Origin of the sequence: Bacillus sp. AFS031507 (assembly GCF_002584635.1) — a bacterium.
Classification (GTDB): domain Bacteria; phylum Bacillota; class Bacilli; order Bacillales; family Cytobacillaceae; genus Neobacillus.
Map to the genome: position 1 here is coordinate 368,232 of NZ_NUOW01000003.1, position 16,256 is coordinate 384,487.

General features: G+C 38.9%; 18 protein-coding genes and 1 pseudogene. 17 read left to right on the top strand and 2 right to left on the bottom strand.

Annotated features, from left to right (window positions below; genetic code table 11):
- Positions 1–45 precede the first annotated feature (45 nt).
- From COE25_RS05770 to COE25_RS05815, 10 genes are all read left to right on the top strand, one after another.
- Complete coding sequence (locus COE25_RS05770; protein WP_098931780.1) at positions 46–1,392, top strand: aspartate aminotransferase family protein; 1,347 nt, start codon at positions 46–48, stop codon at positions 1,390–1,392.
- Positions 1,393–1,397: 5 nt separating this feature from the next.
- Positions 1,398–2,090, top strand: coding sequence for a CoA transferase subunit A (locus COE25_RS05775; protein WP_088088678.1), 693 nt, complete (start codon positions 1,398–1,400; stop codon positions 2,088–2,090).
- On the top strand, positions 2,075–2,740 hold the full coding sequence (locus tag COE25_RS05780; protein WP_098931782.1) for a 3-oxoacid CoA-transferase subunit B: 666 nt from the start codon (positions 2,075–2,077) through the stop codon (positions 2,738–2,740). The genes COE25_RS05775 and COE25_RS05780 overlap by 16 nt, the downstream gene beginning before the upstream one ends.
- 30 nt (positions 2,741–2,770) lie before the next feature.
- Positions 2,771–4,039: a peptidase gene (locus tag COE25_RS05785; protein ID WP_098931784.1), complete on the top strand. Its 1,269-nt coding sequence runs from the start codon at positions 2,771–2,773 to the stop codon at positions 4,037–4,039.
- Positions 4,040–4,180: 141 nt separating this feature from the next.
- Entirely contained in the window at positions 4,181–5,035 is an 855-nt protein-coding gene (ablB, locus tag COE25_RS05790; RefSeq protein WP_098931786.1) for a putative beta-lysine N-acetyltransferase, read from the top strand.
- Between the two features lie 67 nt (positions 5,036–5,102).
- Positions 5,103–6,518 carry a sigma-54 interaction domain-containing protein gene (locus COE25_RS05795; protein ID WP_098931788.1) on the top strand — a complete coding sequence of 472 codons (1,416 nt, stop codon included), beginning with the start codon at positions 5,103–5,105 and terminating at the stop codon, positions 6,516–6,518.
- A gap of 123 nt (positions 6,519–6,641) precedes the next feature.
- Complete coding sequence (gene kamA / locus COE25_RS05800; protein ID WP_098931790.1) at positions 6,642–8,081, top strand: lysine 2,3-aminomutase; 1,440 nt, start codon at positions 6,642–6,644, stop codon at positions 8,079–8,081.
- A gap of 11 nt (positions 8,082–8,092) precedes the next feature.
- Positions 8,093–8,377: a YokU family protein gene (locus COE25_RS05805; protein ID WP_088088672.1), complete on the top strand. Its 285-nt coding sequence runs from the start codon at positions 8,093–8,095 to the stop codon at positions 8,375–8,377.
- A gap of 138 nt (positions 8,378–8,515) precedes the next feature.
- A complete protein-coding gene (locus tag COE25_RS05810; RefSeq protein ID WP_179196031.1) occupies positions 8,516–8,740 on the top strand; it encodes a YozE family protein in 225 nt (74 codons plus the stop codon).
- Positions 8,741–8,866: 126 nt separating this feature from the next.
- Positions 8,867–9,562, top strand: a complete 696-nt coding sequence (locus COE25_RS05815; protein ID WP_088088670.1) for a hypothetical protein — start codon at positions 8,867–8,869, stop codon at positions 9,560–9,562.
- A gap of 8 nt (positions 9,563–9,570) precedes the next feature.
- Here the strand turns inward: COE25_RS05815 and COE25_RS30535 are convergent, their stop codons facing one another.
- Entirely contained in the window at positions 9,571–9,738 is a 168-nt protein-coding gene (locus tag COE25_RS30535) for a hypothetical protein (RefSeq protein ID WP_179195906.1), read from the bottom strand.
- A 194-nt stretch (positions 9,739–9,932) separates the two neighbouring features.
- On the opposite strand from COE25_RS30535, the gene COE25_RS05820 reads away from it, so the two are divergent.
- From COE25_RS05820 to COE25_RS05840, 4 genes are all read left to right on the top strand, one after another.
- On the top strand, positions 9,933–10,106 hold the full coding sequence (locus COE25_RS05820) for a YozD family protein (RefSeq protein ID WP_066256754.1): 174 nt from the start codon (positions 9,933–9,935) through the stop codon (positions 10,104–10,106).
- A gap of 400 nt (positions 10,107–10,506) precedes the next feature.
- Complete coding sequence (locus COE25_RS05830; RefSeq protein WP_098931792.1) at positions 10,507–11,304, top strand: serine/threonine protein kinase; 798 nt, start codon at positions 10,507–10,509, stop codon at positions 11,302–11,304.
- A gap of 11 nt (positions 11,305–11,315) precedes the next feature.
- Positions 11,316–12,086 carry a sporulation protein gene (locus COE25_RS05835; RefSeq protein WP_098931794.1) on the top strand — a complete coding sequence of 257 codons (771 nt, stop codon included), beginning with the start codon at positions 11,316–11,318 and terminating at the stop codon, positions 12,084–12,086.
- A gap of 191 nt (positions 12,087–12,277) precedes the next feature.
- Entirely contained in the window at positions 12,278–12,586 is a 309-nt protein-coding gene (locus COE25_RS05840) for a YodL domain-containing protein (protein ID WP_098931796.1), read from the top strand.
- 40 nt (positions 12,587–12,626) lie between these two features.
- Here the strand turns inward: COE25_RS05840 and COE25_RS31365 are convergent, their stop codons facing one another.
- Complete coding sequence (locus COE25_RS31365; protein ID WP_088088665.1) at positions 12,627–12,755, bottom strand: hypothetical protein; 129 nt, start codon at positions 12,753–12,755, stop codon at positions 12,627–12,629.
- Positions 12,756–12,907: 152 nt separating this feature from the next.
- Here COE25_RS31365 and deoD point away from each other — a divergent pair, with 152 nt between their 5' ends.
- The 3 genes and pseudogenes from deoD (at position 12,908) to copZ (ending at position 16,255) form a co-directional block, all read left to right on the top strand.
- Positions 12,908–13,612 carry a purine-nucleoside phosphorylase gene (deoD, locus tag COE25_RS05850; RefSeq protein WP_088088664.1) on the top strand — a complete coding sequence of 235 codons (705 nt, stop codon included), beginning with the start codon at positions 12,908–12,910 and terminating at the stop codon, positions 13,610–13,612.
- A gap of 228 nt (positions 13,613–13,840) precedes the next feature.
- A pseudogene (locus tag COE25_RS05855) lies at positions 13,841–16,027 on the top strand (heavy metal translocating P-type ATPase); the annotation flags it as partial.
- Positions 16,028–16,048: 21 nt separating this feature from the next.
- Positions 16,049–16,255 (top strand): copper chaperone CopZ, encoded by a 207-nt coding sequence (copZ, locus tag COE25_RS05860; protein ID WP_088088662.1) that lies wholly within the window; start codon positions 16,049–16,051, stop codon positions 16,253–16,255.
- The last annotated feature ends 1 nt before the right edge of the window (position 16,256 follow it).

Consider the following 16,256-nt stretch of genomic DNA (forward strand, 5'->3'; position numbering starts at 1 on the left):
CAATTTCTATAAGGCCTGCCTAATTTAATAAGGAAGTGTTTCCCTATGGATCATTCGTTTCTAATAAAACCAATACTCGATGACATTTACCCTGTGATTGACTACGGCAAAGGAATTTATTTATTTGATATGGATGGAAAAAGGTATTTAGATGCTGCTTCCGGCGCTGTAACTGCCAATATTGGTCATGGTGTAACAGAGATTATTGAAGCAATGAATGAACAAGCAAAAAAAGTTTCGTTTGTGTATCGCTCACAATTTACGAGTGATGCTGCTGAAAATTTAGCGAAAAAAATTGCAAACATGCTTTCAGGAGATCTCAATTGGTGTTTTTTCGTTAACAGCGGTTCTGAAGCTACTGAAACGGCCATGAAAATGGCGATTCAATATTGGCAGGAAAAGGGTGTTCAAACGAAAACCAAGGTTTTATCGAGATGGGTAAGCTACCACGGGATTACCCTAGGTGCGCTTTCGATGTCAGGTCATACTGGGAGGAGAGCAAGATTTGTTCCACTTTTAGAGGATTTCCCTGTCATTAATCCCCCGTATTGCTACCGTTGCCCTTATAACCTCGAGGCACCTAACTGTGGCTATTTATGTGCCCATGAGTTAGAGACAGCTATTAAGCGGATTGGCGCCGAACAAATCGCTGCTTTTATCGCAGAACCCGTCATCGGAGCTGCAGGCGGAGCAATTGCCCCACCAATAGATTACTACAAGGTCATAAAGAAAATCTGTGAGGATTATGACATTCTTTTTATCGCTGATGAAGTCATGACTGGCTGTGGCAGAACTGGCACAATGCTTGCGAGTGAACAGTGGGGAATCAATCCTGATATTGTCGCATTAGGAAAAGGGATGGGTGCAGGCTACGCACCGATTGCAGCTGCTATTGCAACCGAAAAAGTCATCGAGCCGATAATGGCAGGAACAAAGGTGGTCATGAGCGGCCATACCTTAAGTGCCAATCCACTGGCTTGTGCAACTGCCTTAGCCGTTCTCGAATATTTAGAACAAAACAATATTATTCAAGAGGTTGAAAGTAAAGGTGCCTATTTAAGAGCACAACTTGAAGGATTAAAACCACTTTTCACGTTTATTGGTGATATCCGCGGCAAAGGGCTGTTACTGGGAATAGAGTTTGTCCAGCAAGTAGAATCCAAAACACCCTACCCTAGAAACGTCCAGGTCACACAAAGGATTGTAGCTCTTGCAAAGGAAAAAGGACTGCTTGTTTATCCAGCTGGTGCTGGCATTGATGGGATAAACGGAGACTCTATTATTATTTCTCCTCCTCTTACTATCACTCAAAAAGAAATGGAGGAATTGGTCCACTTATTAAAAGAAACATTTGAAGATTTTTCTAACCATCTAAATGAAGGGAAGGTGTGATGTAAATGGAAAATCCATTCAGAAAAATTACAACCTTAGCAGCTGTTATGGAATATTTTCATGACGGAATGACATTGATGTTTGGCGGGTTTGGCGGGGTCGGCTCTCCGCCGGCATTAATCGATGGTATTCTTGAAAAAGGAGTTCGTAATATTACTTTAATTGGGAACGACACGGGATTCCCGCAAATTGGCATAGGGAAATTAGTCAGTCAACAAAGGGCAGCGAAAGTAATTGCTTCTCATATTGGCTCCAATCCCTTTGCTGGCCAGTTCATGCATGAGGGAAAGCTGGAGGTAGAGTTTTCACCGCAGGGAATATTAGCAGAAAGAATACGCGCGGGCGGTGTTGGCCTGCCAGCGATATTGTCAGATATCGGTACAGACAATGAAATGGTTACGAAAAACAAACCATTTTTTACTCTAGGAGATAAGAAGTTTCTTGTTGAAACAGCTTTAACGGCTGAGGTGTCGATTGTTTATGCGAAAAAGGCAGATGAATATGGGAATTTAATTTATGACAAAAGTGCCCGCAATACAAATCCGCTCGTTGCTATGGCAGGGGATATCACGATAGCAGAAGTAGAGGAAATTGTCCCGCTTGGTAGTCTTGACCCCGATGCTATCATTACGCCAGGAGTGTTTGTAGATTATGTCATTCCATCTAAGGGGGTGAATTGGAAATGGGCATGGCAGTAGATATGAGAAATCAAATGGCTAAAAGGGCTGCAGAGGAAATTCAAACGGGAATGGTTGTCAACCTTGGAATCGGGATTCCCTCGCTCGTTCCGAACCATCTATCAACCGAGACAAAGGTGATGTTTCACGCTGAAAACGGCATTACCGGCATGGGACCGACCCCAATAAAGGGAGAAGAAGATGAAAACTTGTGTAATGCAGGAGGATTTCCAGTCACCCTAAACTGGGGCGGATCTTACTGTGATAGTGGAATTTCTTTTGGAATGATTCGCCGGGGCAGAGTGGATATAACGATTTTAGGATCGCTAGAGGTCAGTAAAAAGGGCGACCTTGCTAACTGGATTGTCCCAGGAAAGAAGGTTCCAGGGATGGGCGGAGCGATGGAACTTGCTCAAAAAGCTAAGAAAGTCATTGTTGTCATGAATCATTGTGATAAACAAGGTAGGCCCAAAATTGTCACATCATGCACGTTACCATTAACATCGTCAGCCTGTGTCGACTTAATTATCACTGATCTAGCTGTTTTCAAGGTAACTGAGGAGGGTTTACTATTAACAGAATTGTTTGCCCCTTACAGTTTAGAAACTGTTGTCAACAAAACCGGGTGCGAATTTAAGATACGGGAAACTGTTCGTATGATTCCGTATTAAGCTGAATCATTTCTATAAGGAGTGAATCGTTTGGACAATAATGAAATACGCATAAAACAATGGATAAAAGAGAATCGAGCGCGAGGGGCAAGACTGTTACAAATTCTCGTCCGAGAAAACAGCACACGGGGAAACGAAAGTAGTACCCAGGCGATTATCATTGAAAAATGCAGACAGTTAGGATTAACACTCGATATTTGGGAAATCGGTGGTGATGAATTAAAATCCCACCCTGCTTATTGTTGTGACCGCCAGAACTTCGGCGGGAATCCTAACCTAGTAGCGGTGTTAAAAGGTACAGGCGGCGGCAAATCGATGATTTTAAATGGTCATATTGACGTGGTCCCAGTTGGTGATGAATTAAGCTGGAAACATGACCCATTTAGCGGGACCATTGAGTGTGGCAAGCTTTATGGAAGAGGCGCGACGGATATGAAGGGTGGGAATGCTGCCCTGTTAATGGCGATTGAGTCCTTGATAGCAAATGGTATCAAACTTAAAGGGGATGTTATTTTTCAAAGTGTCATTGAAGAAGAAAGCGGCGGAGCTGGTTCCCTAGCGGCCGTTCTTAGAGGTTACCAGGCGGATGGGGCCATTATTCCAGAACCGACCAATTTGAAGATATTCCCGAAGCAGCAGGGCTCAATGTGGTTTAGAATTACCGTAAAAGGCAAAGCAGCACACGGAGGAACCAGGTATAAAGGTGTAAGCGCAATTGAAAAAGCACTAGTAGTCATTCAAAGTTTACAACAGTTAGAGAACGATAGAAATGCGAGGATTACAGACCCTCTCTTTGAAAAAATCCCCATTCCTATTCCAATTAATATCGGAAAGCTTTCAAGCGGCGAATGGCCTTCTTCGGTGCCTGACACCGCAATTATTGAGGGGAGAATGGGAGTTTCTCCGGAAGAAACGATTCAATCAGCACAACTTGAAATGGAAACTTGTTTGAGAGAAATAAGTGAAAATGATGAGTGGCTCAGGGAAAATCCGCTTAGGATAGAATGGTTTGGCGGCAGGTGGCTGCCAGGAAGTCTTGAAAATGACCATCCTTTAATGAATGAATTGACAAAGAGTTTTATAGAAGTAAAGGGTAGTAGTCCTATCATCGAGGCAAGCCCTTGGGGAACAGACGGCGGTATCCTTTCTAATATTGGTAATACTCCCGTGGTCATTTTCGGTCCTGGGATAACAGAAACTGCACATGATGCAAATGAGCATATTGTACTTGAAGATATGTTTATCGCCAGTGAGATTATTGCCCTTACTTTATTAAAATGGTGTGAGGCGGCAGAGTAAACATCTGATTTTTTCCATTTATATATCAAAAGATTGCTATAATTGATTTATACCGACCTAGTGGGAATGTCTGGCTAATCTAGGCCAGACATTTTTTCGAGAATGCTAGAGAAATTATCATTTACCGATGGGGTGAACTCGATGAATCAAACGGCATCCACTATTTTTCTAGAGGAAAACGGCTATTTCCTTGAAATATATCTTGATCCATATAATAAACGTATTCGTGTGGATGATTATCGTGGAAACACAAAAATGCTAATTGAACGAGCGGAAGAGCTCGCAGTAAAGCACAAGGCTGAAAAGTTAATTGTCAAGGTAAGAAGCGAGGATTTTATTAGTTTTTTGGAAAAGGGACTTCAGCCAGAGGCTGTTGTGGATCGTTATTTTCTTGGCTCAGATGCCCATTTTTTTTCAAAGTATTACACGTCAGACCGGAAGAAAAATGATCATTGGGTGATCGAAGACGGGATGGTCAACAGTATATATCAATTAGACACGTCCATTCAGAAAGGGTATCCACCAAAGGAATATGAATTACGAAAGGTCGACGAGGGCAGTGCTGTGGAACTTGCAGTACTGTACAGGCAAGTGTTTCAAATTTACCCAACCCCTTTGCATGAACCGGAATATTTAATAAAGACCATCAAGGATGGGACCATCTATTACGCTTTTTTCCTTCAAGGAAAAATAGTCAGTGCAGCTTCAGCCGAAGTGAATTCTTTTTATAAAAATGCAGAATTAACGGATTGTGCAACATTATCTGAACATCGGAAATATGGGCTTATGAAAATTATTCTTCAGGAACTTGAAGGTGAGTTGAAAAGGAAAGGAATCTTTTGTGCCTATTCGATTGCAAGATCGTTATCCTTTGGGATGAATGCTGTTTTATTTCAGCTGGGATATTCGTATCGGGGCAGGCTGATGAATAATTGCTTTATCTATGACAAGCTTGAAAATATGAATATGTGGGTAAAGAATCTGGCAAACTGCTAAAATTTCGGCTTACCGTGCCAATTTTTCGGCACCTTGTTAAATTGGAAAGGATGGGCAGGTGAATCAAATGGTTCCGTTAACCGCATTAACGCAAGAAGTTCTGACAGCCATTCTAAAAGGCATTGATGAAGGAATTCATGTAGTCAATACTCAGGGAAAGACAATTTTTTATAATGAAGTGGCAGCAAAGCACGATGGGATGGATGTGAAGGAAGTGGAGGGAAAGCATTTAATTGACGCATTTCCCTCCCTAACGGAAGAGTCCAGTACCTTACTAAAAGTAATTAAAACGGGACAGCCGATCTACAACCAAACACAGGTTTATATGAATTTGCATGGGACAAGAATTGATACCATCAATACAACCCTGCCAATCTTTCTCGGGGAAGAAATTATTGGAGCGGTTGAAATAGCGAAAGATTATTCCCGAATGAAACTACTTGCGGAACGACTATTAGATTTACAAAAGGGATTAAATAAAAGCAGTAAAAAGAAGGTAAACATTCAAGTAAACTATACATTAAATGATCTATTGACGGTTAATCCACCATTTCAGAGCATCAAAAATGAGGCTAAGAAACTGGCGAAATCGGATTCTCCTATTCTCGTCTATGGCGAGTCAGGAACAGGGAAAGAATTATTTGTTCAAGGAGTGCATCATGAATCCCCTCGCTCATCTGAACCGTTTATTGCTCAAAATTGCGCTGCCATACCTGAAACACTGTTAGAAAGTATCCTGTTTGGTACGGCTAAAGGAAGCTATACAGGGGCAATAGACCGCAAAGGGTTATTTGAATTTGCGGATGGGGGAACACTATTCCTTGATGAATTACATACGATGCCGATAGAACTTCAAGCGAAGCTATTACGGGTTTTGGAGGATGGAATGGTAAGAAGAGTTGGAAGTTCGCAAAGCGTTTCTGTAAATGTACGAGTAATTGCAGCCATGAATGTCAATCCAAACAAGGCCCTTCAAGAGCAAACACTTCGTGCGGACCTTTACTACCGATTAAATGTATTTACCTTTTCACTTATCCCTTTAAGAGAAAGAAAAGAAGATATTCTTTTTTTAGCAGATCATTTTATCAAGAAATTTAATCAAAAACTCTATAAAAATATTAGCGGTTATGAGAAGAAACTTGAGCTATTCTTGATGAATTATCAATGGCCTGGTAACGTAAGGGAACTGAAACATACGATTGAATACATGATGAATGTGTGTGAAGAAAAGCAGTTGAAGTATAAAGATTTACCAAGCATGTTAAGACATCTTCCAAGCATGTTAAGACATCTTCCAAGCACAACCACAACTAACAATGTCGTAATGGAAAGTCTATCATTAAGGAAAAATATTGAAACATTAGAGAAGGATCTAATTTTGAATGCCCTTGAATTATCTGAAGGGAACATTAACCAAGCAGCGAAGCTTTTAGAGATTCCTCGGCAAACCTTACAATATAAATTGAAAAAAATAATAGACTAAGCTGCCGAGTTTTCGGCGTTTTTTATTTGGCAAAAAGCTAAAAGAGTAAGTTCTAAGCCTTTTTATGACATTGGCACATATCTTGCATATTATTTTAGTGAAGCAAGATGGGAGGAACTTATAGTGAAACAATTTTTATATAAACCACAAAGGCATTGGAAAGATATAGAACTTTGGAAAGATGTTACTTCAGTGCAGTGGAACGATTGGCTTTGGCAACTAACGAATACGATCCGTACGTTAGATGATTTAAAAAAGGTGATCCATTTAACTCCAGATGAAGAGGAGGGTGTAAGAATTTCTACAAAAACCATCCCCTTAAATATCACACCATATTATGCTTCCTTAATGAACCCTGATGATCCACGTTGTCCGATCAGAATGCAGTCTGTGCCTATTTCGAAGGAGATTAATAAAACTAAATATGATCTTGAGGACCCATTATATGAAGATGAAGATTCACCTGTCCCTGGGTTAACGCACCGCTATCCAGACCGGGTCCTCTTTCTTGTTACCAATCAGTGTTCGATGTATTGCCGCTACTGTACAAGGCGACGTTTTTCAGGGCAAATTGGAATGGGTGTTCCGAAAAAGCAGCTTGATGCAGCTATTTCATATATCAGGCAAACCCCTCAGGTAAGAGATGTATTAATTTCTGGCGGGGACGGCCTGCTGATTAATGATACTATTTTGGAATATATCCTTAAAAACCTGAGGGAAATTGATCATGTTGAAATTATCCGGATTGGGACAAGAGCACCTGTTGTGTTCCCACAACGAATTACCGAAAACCTTTGTAATATCTTGAAAAAATATCATCCAATTTGGCTGAACACTCATTTTAATACTTCGATCGAAATTACCGAGGACTCAAAAAGGGCTTGTGAAATGCTTGCCAATGCTGGTGTTCCAGTAGGTAACCAGTCTGTTATCCTTGCAGGAATCAATGACAGTGTGCCAATCATGAAAAAACTAATGCATGATCTTGTCAAAATTCGCGTCCGGCCTTATTACATTTATCAATGTGATTTATCTGAAGGGATCGGTCATTTCAGGGCTCCTGTATCAAAAGGACTTGAAATTATCGAGGGGCTTCGCGGACATACTTCTGGTTATGCCGTACCGACCTTTGTCGTCGATGCACCAGGCGGAGGGGGTAAAATTGCCCTTCAGCCGAATTACTTGATCTCGCAAAGTCCAGAGAAAGTGGTCCTTCGGAATTTTGAAGGCGTAATCACCTCATACCCAGAGCCAGAAAATTATGTGCCTGGAAGGGCAGAGGGTTATTTTCTAGAGGTTTTCCCTGATATGGACGAGAAAAGGTCTCTTACAGGAATCTCAGGTATTATGAATGATCAACACTTTAACCTTGTTCCAGAGGGATTAACAAGGTTAAATCGCCGTAAGGATTATTACCAAGACCCGGCACACACGACGTTAAAGGATAGGCGCAGCAAACGGGATGAATTAAAGGATAAGAAATTTAAAGCATTGTCTCATAAAGAAGCAGGTAGTCAGGAAACAAAAAGGGATGGAACATCAGCCGAGACGTTGAAGGAATAGGAGGAGTGTAATTGGAAACCGTATGTGAATGGTGTTCAAGCACAAATGTAGAAAGAGTAACCACTTCAGTTTTTTGGGAGCTGCCAGATGGGACGCGAGCGATTGAAATCTCAGAAACCCCCACCTTTTCCTGCCCTGATTGTGCAATGATTTATCAAAGTGAACCAATTGTAAAAGAAATTGAGAATCAGTTGTATTTAATTGATTGTAAACTGATTGGAAAAGTGGTCAGCTTCGAAGAGTTAATGGCGGTTCCAAGGTTATTAAAGAAAAATTATTTTGACTTTTCATCATAATGAAAGCAGCCTCAATTGTAGGCTGCTTTTATGCTTGTTGGTATTTCTAATCGCTGGACGCTTACCATAGTATCCGTTATAGTATTTCATAAGAAATACATATAGAGTGAATCTGGATGAGGAAGGCGTTTATAAATGATTAAATCATTTTATCATTTTTTAATGAAATTTAGGCATCCTGCTCCAAAGGATGCTATTAGTGACTTTGCCAATCATGCCTATTTAGATCATAGTTTTCCGAAAACTTCCGAGGACTATCATGAGTTAAGTTCTTATCTAGAACTGAATGGTCAATACTTAGAATCAATGTCCGTTTTTGATGAGGCATGGCAGCAATATTTGATTACTGAAAGCAAAATATAGCACAATTTGATCGTCTCAGAAATGAGGCGATTTTTTCATTTTACAATTCACATGCGCTTTTATTTAAACTGCGCATATACTATTGTAATCAAAATTCACGACTTATTATTGAGAGGATGGGAGGAAATGGGAAATAGAAAAAAACCGAAGTATAAGATCGGTGATACGGTCGTGATTACAATCTATGGAACAGTTGGCAAGGTAACAGATGTAAAGTGGCTAGACGGGAAGTATGTATATGAAGTGAATAAAAGTGACGGATTATTCATTGAATCCGCCTTACAATTACTATCAGAATTCGATGGCGTTGTAATGGAACAAGAACAAATTGACATCGAATATAGTTTTTTCTTCGGCGATTTAGTTCAAGTAAGCGGTTATGGTGCAGACTTGTTTAAAGTTGTAGGCTTCCGTACAGAAATTTGGCGCTATAAAGAAGATGCCTGGGAAGATGTCATTTATGAGCTATCTAGGGTAAGTGATGGTGAATGGCTTGAAGCTGGTGAAGAAGAATTGACACTTGTTGCAGATGCTGAAAATGCTGACACATTTATTCAAAAACTGGGTCTCCTATACTTAGTGAATAAGCAGGAAAAGGCAGTCGATAATCCAAAAGTCCAGAACATTATTAGAAAAGCAGAATTCGAAGAAATTGAACGCAAAAAGGAAAAAAAGGAATTAATTGACAACTTATTGGACATATTTAATGATTACCGGATTTTATATGAAATGTTTCAGGATCAGGAATATTATCAAGTAATGCGTGTGATTCTTAGGAAATTAGAAAGTCTTGTCAGTAACGATGGCAAGAGTCACGTCTAAGAGAGAAGCTACCACTTTGAAATTTCAAATAGTAAATAAACAACAAACGGGATACCAGCCCATTTAATAAGAAAAAACATCACATCTAGAATCTTCTCAAATGTTTGGAGGGTGAGACCATCCTCCCGATTAACATCATTTATCCATGCCTCTAATTTTAATTGTAAATTTAACATCAGATCACCTCAGGGAAAGTTCTTTTCATTCATCCTATGCTTGTCCAATCCAAAAAAGACTTCATCTCTTATTGAAATTTAAAGGGTTAATAAATCCTCGTTCTCTTTGGAAATGGATATTCAGTTAGGTCCATAAAGTAAATAGCATGAAAAAGCCATGTACATCATACATTCTCTAAAAAGGGGGCGATGCTATGAGAGAAATTGAAGTATTTATTGATACTGAAGAGATTGCCGAATTTTTCTTTCATGAGCTTGTAAAAAGGGGATACGTTCCTAGTGAAGAAGAATTAGAGGAAATTGCAGACATAACTTTCGAATATTTAATTGAGAAGAGTATTATCGACGAAGAAGAAGAGGATGAATAAAAAATTAATTAATCAAATAGAAGGAAATAGTCTTTTCCTTTTAATATAGATTAATACAGAAGACGAGCATTCGGTGCTCGCTTTTTGTTGTGCTCGTTAAAAAAAACATTAGCCAAAGTACATTGGATCATCATCATATTTAATAAATTTCGCTAATCATGAAACCTTTATTTTTTCTAAACGTATGAATGTTTACGAAGCTAAGGAGGGGAAAGAATTGTTAAAAAAAATCCTTAAATTAATTTTCAAAAGTAAGCTTCAACATCACCATCAATATAGTTCTTCAAGTGATGCCTGGAAGAGAAGAAATCATTATAAGCACAACAACCTAGGACATCATCATTATAAAAAGAAGTATAAAAGTAGAAGTTTTTTTAGCAGCTAGCAAGGTGCCCTTCTCATGATAAAAAGAATTGCATTCCTATTTTCCAATTTATTTGAACAACTTTTCCCAAATGATAAGCTCATCGCTGATCGATACAATGTCATTAGACATCTGGGAGCAGGTGGTTACGGTCATAGTTACTTGGTATATGATCTGGAATCGAAGCAAAAAAAGGTTCTAAAAGCCTTGCGACTCCATAAAAGATTAACGCAATCGGGTCGAATTGACTTTGAATATGAGAAAGAACTGTTAAGTTCGATTGAACATCCTGGTTTTCCAAGATATTTTGAGGGTGGTACCTTTAACAACATTCCTTACTACACAATGGAATTTATTGAGGGGATGAACTTTGAACAGCTTATTTTTGCTGAAGGAAAGAAAGTCACTGAAAAAGAAGCTTTTCAAATCGTCTATGAATTATTAAATCCGATTGAATATCTGCACAATCATAAAATAATCCACAGAGATATCCGAATCCCAAATGTCATTTCGGATGGTGCTAAGATTAGGCTAATTGATTTAGGGTTAGGAAGACATCTTAATTTTAAAACAGCAGTTCAGACAACAAAGGAAAAAAATATCCGTAAAGAGGTTAACTGCCAAGCGGATTTTTATGGATTGGGACATTTCCTATTGTTTTTACTGTATTCAAATTTTACTTTTCCACAACACAAACAGGAAAAGAGCTGGGAAGAGGAATTAGAAATTTCGAACCAGGCCAAACACATAATTAGAAAGCTCTTACAGATTGAACCAGCATATGAAAACTGTGCCCAAATAAGAGCTGAAATAATAAATTTATACTTAATCTAGGGGGAGAAAAAATGTCTTTTTTTAACAAAGTATTTGCCAGCGTAGGAATTGGGTCAGCAGCAGTGGACACAAAGCTTGAAAAAGATACTTATATGCCGGGGGAGACTGTTAACGGTGTAGTTGAAATTAAAGGAGGCAAGATCGATCAGCAGGTTGATGAGATCTATCTCACCTTAAATACCACCTATTTAAGAGAGTCAGATGACAAAAAGTATACCGTCACCGCTGCGATCGAAAAGTTTCGATTAACTACTTCTTTTGTCATTCGTGCAAATGAGAAAAAAGACATTCCATTTTCCTTTCAACTTCCTTTTGATACGCCGCTTTCCATTGGCAGGTCAAAGATTTGGGTAACTACCGGTCTAGATATTAAAGGCGGTGTGGACCCAAGCGATAAAGATTATCTAAAAGTTGTCCCTAACCCACTTATGTCTGCTGTGTTTAATGCTATTGATAATTTAGGATTTAGGATTCGAGAAGCCGATTGTGAAGAAGCACCGCGGCGATTACGGGGACGTTTACCGTTTGTTCAAGAATTTGAGTTTGTACCTACTGCAGGATTATTTCGTGGCAGATTAGATGAACTAGAAGTAGTTTTTTTCCCTTCTGGAAATGGCATGCTTGATATCATGTTCCAAGTGGACCGTCGGGCAAGAGGGCTATCAGGATTGTTTTCAGAGGCAATGGGTGCAGATGAGACCAATGTACGCTTGTCAGTTTCAAATGCAGATATCCCGAATTTACAACAAAAAATTCAAAGTGTAATTCAACGATATTCATAAAATCCTGACAATAGGGCTATTTTGGTCCTATTGTTTTTATGTATATTGAAACGCTTGATTCGATAAAAATCATCTTTGCTGGATAAAAAAAGTGCAATTCGACAAAAAAATGGGATTTTCAAGAAGGAATCGACAATGTCCAACGCTAATTATTAGAATAAGCAATTAATTCTAATAATTGGAGGTATATGATGATCAAAGTATTAATAAAAAGAGCATGTACACAATATGATGTGACGATCTTTCAAACTCCAAAATACCGTGAAAATAAAGGGCATAAAGAGGTTTTTCGAACCACTATTTCAGCAAATAGCCGAGTGCAATGCTTAGAGGAAACTTTCAGCCGCTTTAATGTTACTGACAGAATCCCTGCAGATTATCAAGGCAGATTTCTCTCAACCGGGGATATTGTGTTAATTGACCAAGGCAGGGGAGGACAGCATTATTATCAATTAAAACCTGGTGGTTGGTTTCCTATTAACAGAATAGTTCTTCTGTAAACTAAAAACCTAAGGACAATATTCCTTAGGTTTTTTTAGCTCAGTGCTTTCTTCCACCAGTTGCATTGTGCTCTTTTGCATGTGCTTCATGTTCAGCCACAATGGCCTCAGCAGGGATGTGATTATTTTTCTTCGGTGAATTAGTGCGGCTTCGATGTTTTTTACCCATGAACGATCTCCCTCCAATCTTAAAAATAGCTTCCCACAAAATAATAAATTCATGTCTTTTTCATCGCAGAGTTTCTCATTAGAAATTGTTTATGATATATTGTCAATGAAACAGTTTTAATACGGCTGGAGTTATTGATTGGAGGAATATAGATGAGTGTACATATTGGTGCGAAGGAAAACGAAATTGCTGAAACAGTATTACTGCCAGGGGACCCGCTTCGCGCAAAATATATTGCAGAAACATTTCTAGAAGATGCAAAATGTTACAACGAAGTTCGAAATATGTTCGGGTTTACAGGAACGTATAAAGGAAAAAGAATTTCTGTACAAGGGACTGGAATGGGTGTTCCCTCCATCTCAATTTATATAAATGAACTTATGCAAAGCTATAATGTCCAAAATCTAATTCGTGTTGGAACATGTGGAGCCATTCAAAAAGATGTAAAGGTTCGTGATGTCATTTTGGCAATGACAAGCTCAACCGACTCAAATATGAATCGTTTAACGTTTGGTCATGTCGATTTTGCCCCTACAGCAAACTTTGATTTACTTCGTAAGGCCTATGATGCAGGGGTGGCAAAAGGACTTAACTTGAAAGTAGGAAATATTTTTACAGCAGATTCATTCTATAATGATAATGCTGAACTTGAAAAATGGGCTAAATATCAAATCCTGGCGATCGAAATGGAGACCACAGCCCTTTATACATTAGCCGCTAAATTTGATCGGAGAGCACTTTCCGTTCTAACAGTTAGTGATCATATCTTAACAGGTGAAGAAACAACAGCTGAAGAAAGGCAATTAACCTTTAACGATATGATAGAAGTTGCTTTAGAAGCAGCGATAAAAGAATAATCAAAATGAGCCTTTTCCAAATTGGATGAGGCTTTTTATTTTAGTAATTAACAGGAACTCACTACCAAAATGGAGAATAAATAAAAAACAAAACTCCTCTGTGACAAAAATCATCGAAAGACGTTAAAATAAGGCTTAAATTAAATATAGTATTATTTTCGGTAAAAATTCTTTGACCAAATATACACTGCGGGGGTATAGTATATAAAAGAGGTGATCCAAATGAAAGAGCAGCTCAAATTAGACATTTCTGGAATGACCTGTGCAGCCTGTTCAACGAGAATCGAGAAAGTCCTCAATAAAATGGACAGTGTTGAGGCAAATGTCAATTTGGCAATGGAAAGTGCAGCTATTTCTTTCGATACAGAACTGGTTTCAAGTAATGATATTATTACTAAAATAGAAAATCTTGGTTATGAAGCAACAGAAAAGGTTCACAGGGATACCAAACAGCAGAATAAAGATGCAGAAATTAAACAAAAAAAACGTATATTTCTTCTGTCGGTAATTCTGGCAATACCGCTTCTATATACGATGCTTTCCCATTTGCCTGTTGATTTTGGTTTACCAATGCCACATTTTTTGATGAATCCATGGTTTCAATTACTATTGGCAACGCCTGTGCAATTCTATATAGGTGGTCAGTTTTATATGGGTGCTTTTAAGGCCCTGAAAAATAAAAGTGCTAATATGGATGTCCTAGTCTCGTTAGGAACATCAGCAGCATATTTTTATAGCTTAGCTGAAGGAATGAAAACAATTGGTAACACTAACTATATGCCACATCTATATTTTGAAACAAGTGCTGTACTGATTACTTTAATTCTATTAGGGAAATTATTTGAAACGATGGCCAAAGGGAAAACAACGCTTGCCATATCGAAGTTGTTAAGTCTCCAAGCAAAAGAAGCCACTATACTAAGAGAAGGTAAGGAACTTCAAATTCCAATTGAGAAAGTGAAAGTTTCTGATTACTTATTGGTAAAGCCAGGGGAAAAAATTCCTGTCGATGGAATGGTAACCTTTGGGCAATCTTCTGTTGATGAAGCAATGATAACCGGTGAGTCAATTCCAGTGGAAAAATCTGTTGGGGACAATGTCATTGGTTCAACGATCAATAAGAATGGCACCCTGACCATAAAAGCAATGAAGATTGGCAAAGACACAGCACTTGCTGGAATAATTAAAATTGTCGAAGAAGCCCAGGGCAGCAAAGCCCCAATCCAACGGGTAGCAGATACAATTTCAGGTTATTTTGTGCCTGTTGTGGTTGCAATCTCAATGTTTACTTTTTTAATTTGGTATTTCTTTGTGAATCCTGGAGATTTCCCTTCCGCATTAGAAACAGCGATCGCTGTTCTTGTTATAGCTTGTCCATGTGCGTTAGGACTAGCCACTCCAACATCTATCATGGTTGGTACAGGTAAAGGAGCTGAAATGGGGATTCTTTTTAAAGGTGGAGAGCATTTAGAAGCAGCCCATAAAATTAATGCAATCGTCCTTGATAAAACCGGCACGATTACAAAAGGACATCCTACAGTAACAGATTTTATAGCTTATCAGGACGAGAAAAAAGTACTCCAATACCTCGTTTCAGCAGAAAAGTCTTCTGAACATCCACTTGCCGAAGCGATCGTAAAATATGGAATTGAAAAAAGATCAAGTACCCTGCCTGTCAAACGGTTTAAGGCAGTACCTGGTTATGGAATTGAAGCAAAAATAGGCAATGATGAAATATTTGTAGGCACCAGTAAACTTATGGCTCTAAAAAATATTCCCAGCATTACGGGAGACCAAGACCTAACCCGATTGGAGAACGAAGGGAAAACAGCTATGTTTATTGCCATAAACTCCACTATTATGGGTGTAGTTGCTGTGGCCGATACAGTAAAAGAGACAGCTAAAATGGCGGTTCAGCAATTAAACCAATTAGGAATTAAAGTGTTTATGTTAACTGGTGATAATGAACGTACGGCTAAAGCGATTGCGAATCAAGTCGGCATTTCTAATGTTATTGCAGAAGTCCTTCCCGAGGAAAAGGCCAATCATGTCAAAGAATTACAGCTGCAAGGTCTAAAAGTGGCCATGGTTGGCGATGGAATAAATGATGCTCCAGCCCTTGTCGTAGCTGATATAGGGATTGCAATCGGTACGGGTACTGATGTAGCGATTGAAGCGGCTGATATAACAATTCTTGGCGGGGAATTAACCTTGATTCCAAAGGCAATGGGTTTAAGTAAATTAACGATGCAAAATATTCGCCAAAACCTCTTTTGGGCGCTTGTTTATAATTCAGGGGGGATTCCAATTGCGGCACTTGGCTTGTTAGCCCCTTGGGTTGCTGGTGCAGCCATGGCGTTTAGTTCAGTATCAGTAGTGTCCAACGCCCTTCGTTTGAAGCGAGTGAAAATATAAATATAAAGTGAGGTAATTTTCATGGAGAAAACAACATTACAGGTTACAGGAATGACATGCGGACATTGTGAAAAGGCAGTGAAAACAGCCCTTCTCAATTTAGAAGGTGTAACAGAAGTTAATGTTTCATTAAAAGATGGCAAGGTTATGGTTGGTCATGATTTAAGCAAAGCCTCAGTTGGGAAGCTTAAAGAGGCCGTCGAAGATCAAGGTTATGATGTAGGATAAA

Coding starts and splice junctions, on each gene's coding strand:
- COE25_RS05770 (WP_098931780.1), top strand. CDS start 46: ATGGATCATTCGTTTCTAATAAAACCAATACTCGATGACATTTACCCT.
- COE25_RS05775 (WP_088088678.1), top strand. CDS start 1,398: ATGGAAAATCCATTCAGAAAAATTACAACCTTAGCAGCTGTTATGGAA.
- COE25_RS05780 (WP_098931782.1), top strand. CDS start 2,075: ATGGGCATGGCAGTAGATATGAGAAATCAAATGGCTAAAAGGGCTGCA.
- ablB (WP_098931786.1), top strand. CDS start 4,181: ATGAATCAAACGGCATCCACTATTTTTCTAGAGGAAAACGGCTATTTC.
- COE25_RS05795 (WP_098931788.1), top strand. CDS start 5,103: ATGGTTCCGTTAACCGCATTAACGCAAGAAGTTCTGACAGCCATTCTA.
- COE25_RS05815 (WP_088088670.1), top strand. CDS start 8,867: ATGGGAAATAGAAAAAAACCGAAGTATAAGATCGGTGATACGGTCGTG.
- COE25_RS30535 (WP_179195906.1), bottom strand. CDS start 9,738: ATGTTAAATTTACAATTAAAATTAGAGGCATGGATAAATGATGTTAAT.
- COE25_RS05820 (WP_066256754.1), top strand. CDS start 9,933: ATGAGAGAAATTGAAGTATTTATTGATACTGAAGAGATTGCCGAATTT.
- COE25_RS05830 (WP_098931792.1), top strand. CDS start 10,507: ATGATAAAAAGAATTGCATTCCTATTTTCCAATTTATTTGAACAACTT.
- COE25_RS05835 (WP_098931794.1), top strand. CDS start 11,316: ATGTCTTTTTTTAACAAAGTATTTGCCAGCGTAGGAATTGGGTCAGCA.
- COE25_RS05840 (WP_098931796.1), top strand. CDS start 12,278: ATGATCAAAGTATTAATAAAAAGAGCATGTACACAATATGATGTGACG.
- COE25_RS31365 (WP_088088665.1), bottom strand. CDS start 12,755: ATGGGTAAAAAACATCGAAGCCGCACTAATTCACCGAAGAAAAATAAT.
- deoD (WP_088088664.1), top strand. CDS start 12,908: ATGAGTGTACATATTGGTGCGAAGGAAAACGAAATTGCTGAAACAGTA.
- copZ (WP_088088662.1), top strand. CDS start 16,049: ATGGAGAAAACAACATTACAGGTTACAGGAATGACATGCGGACATTGT.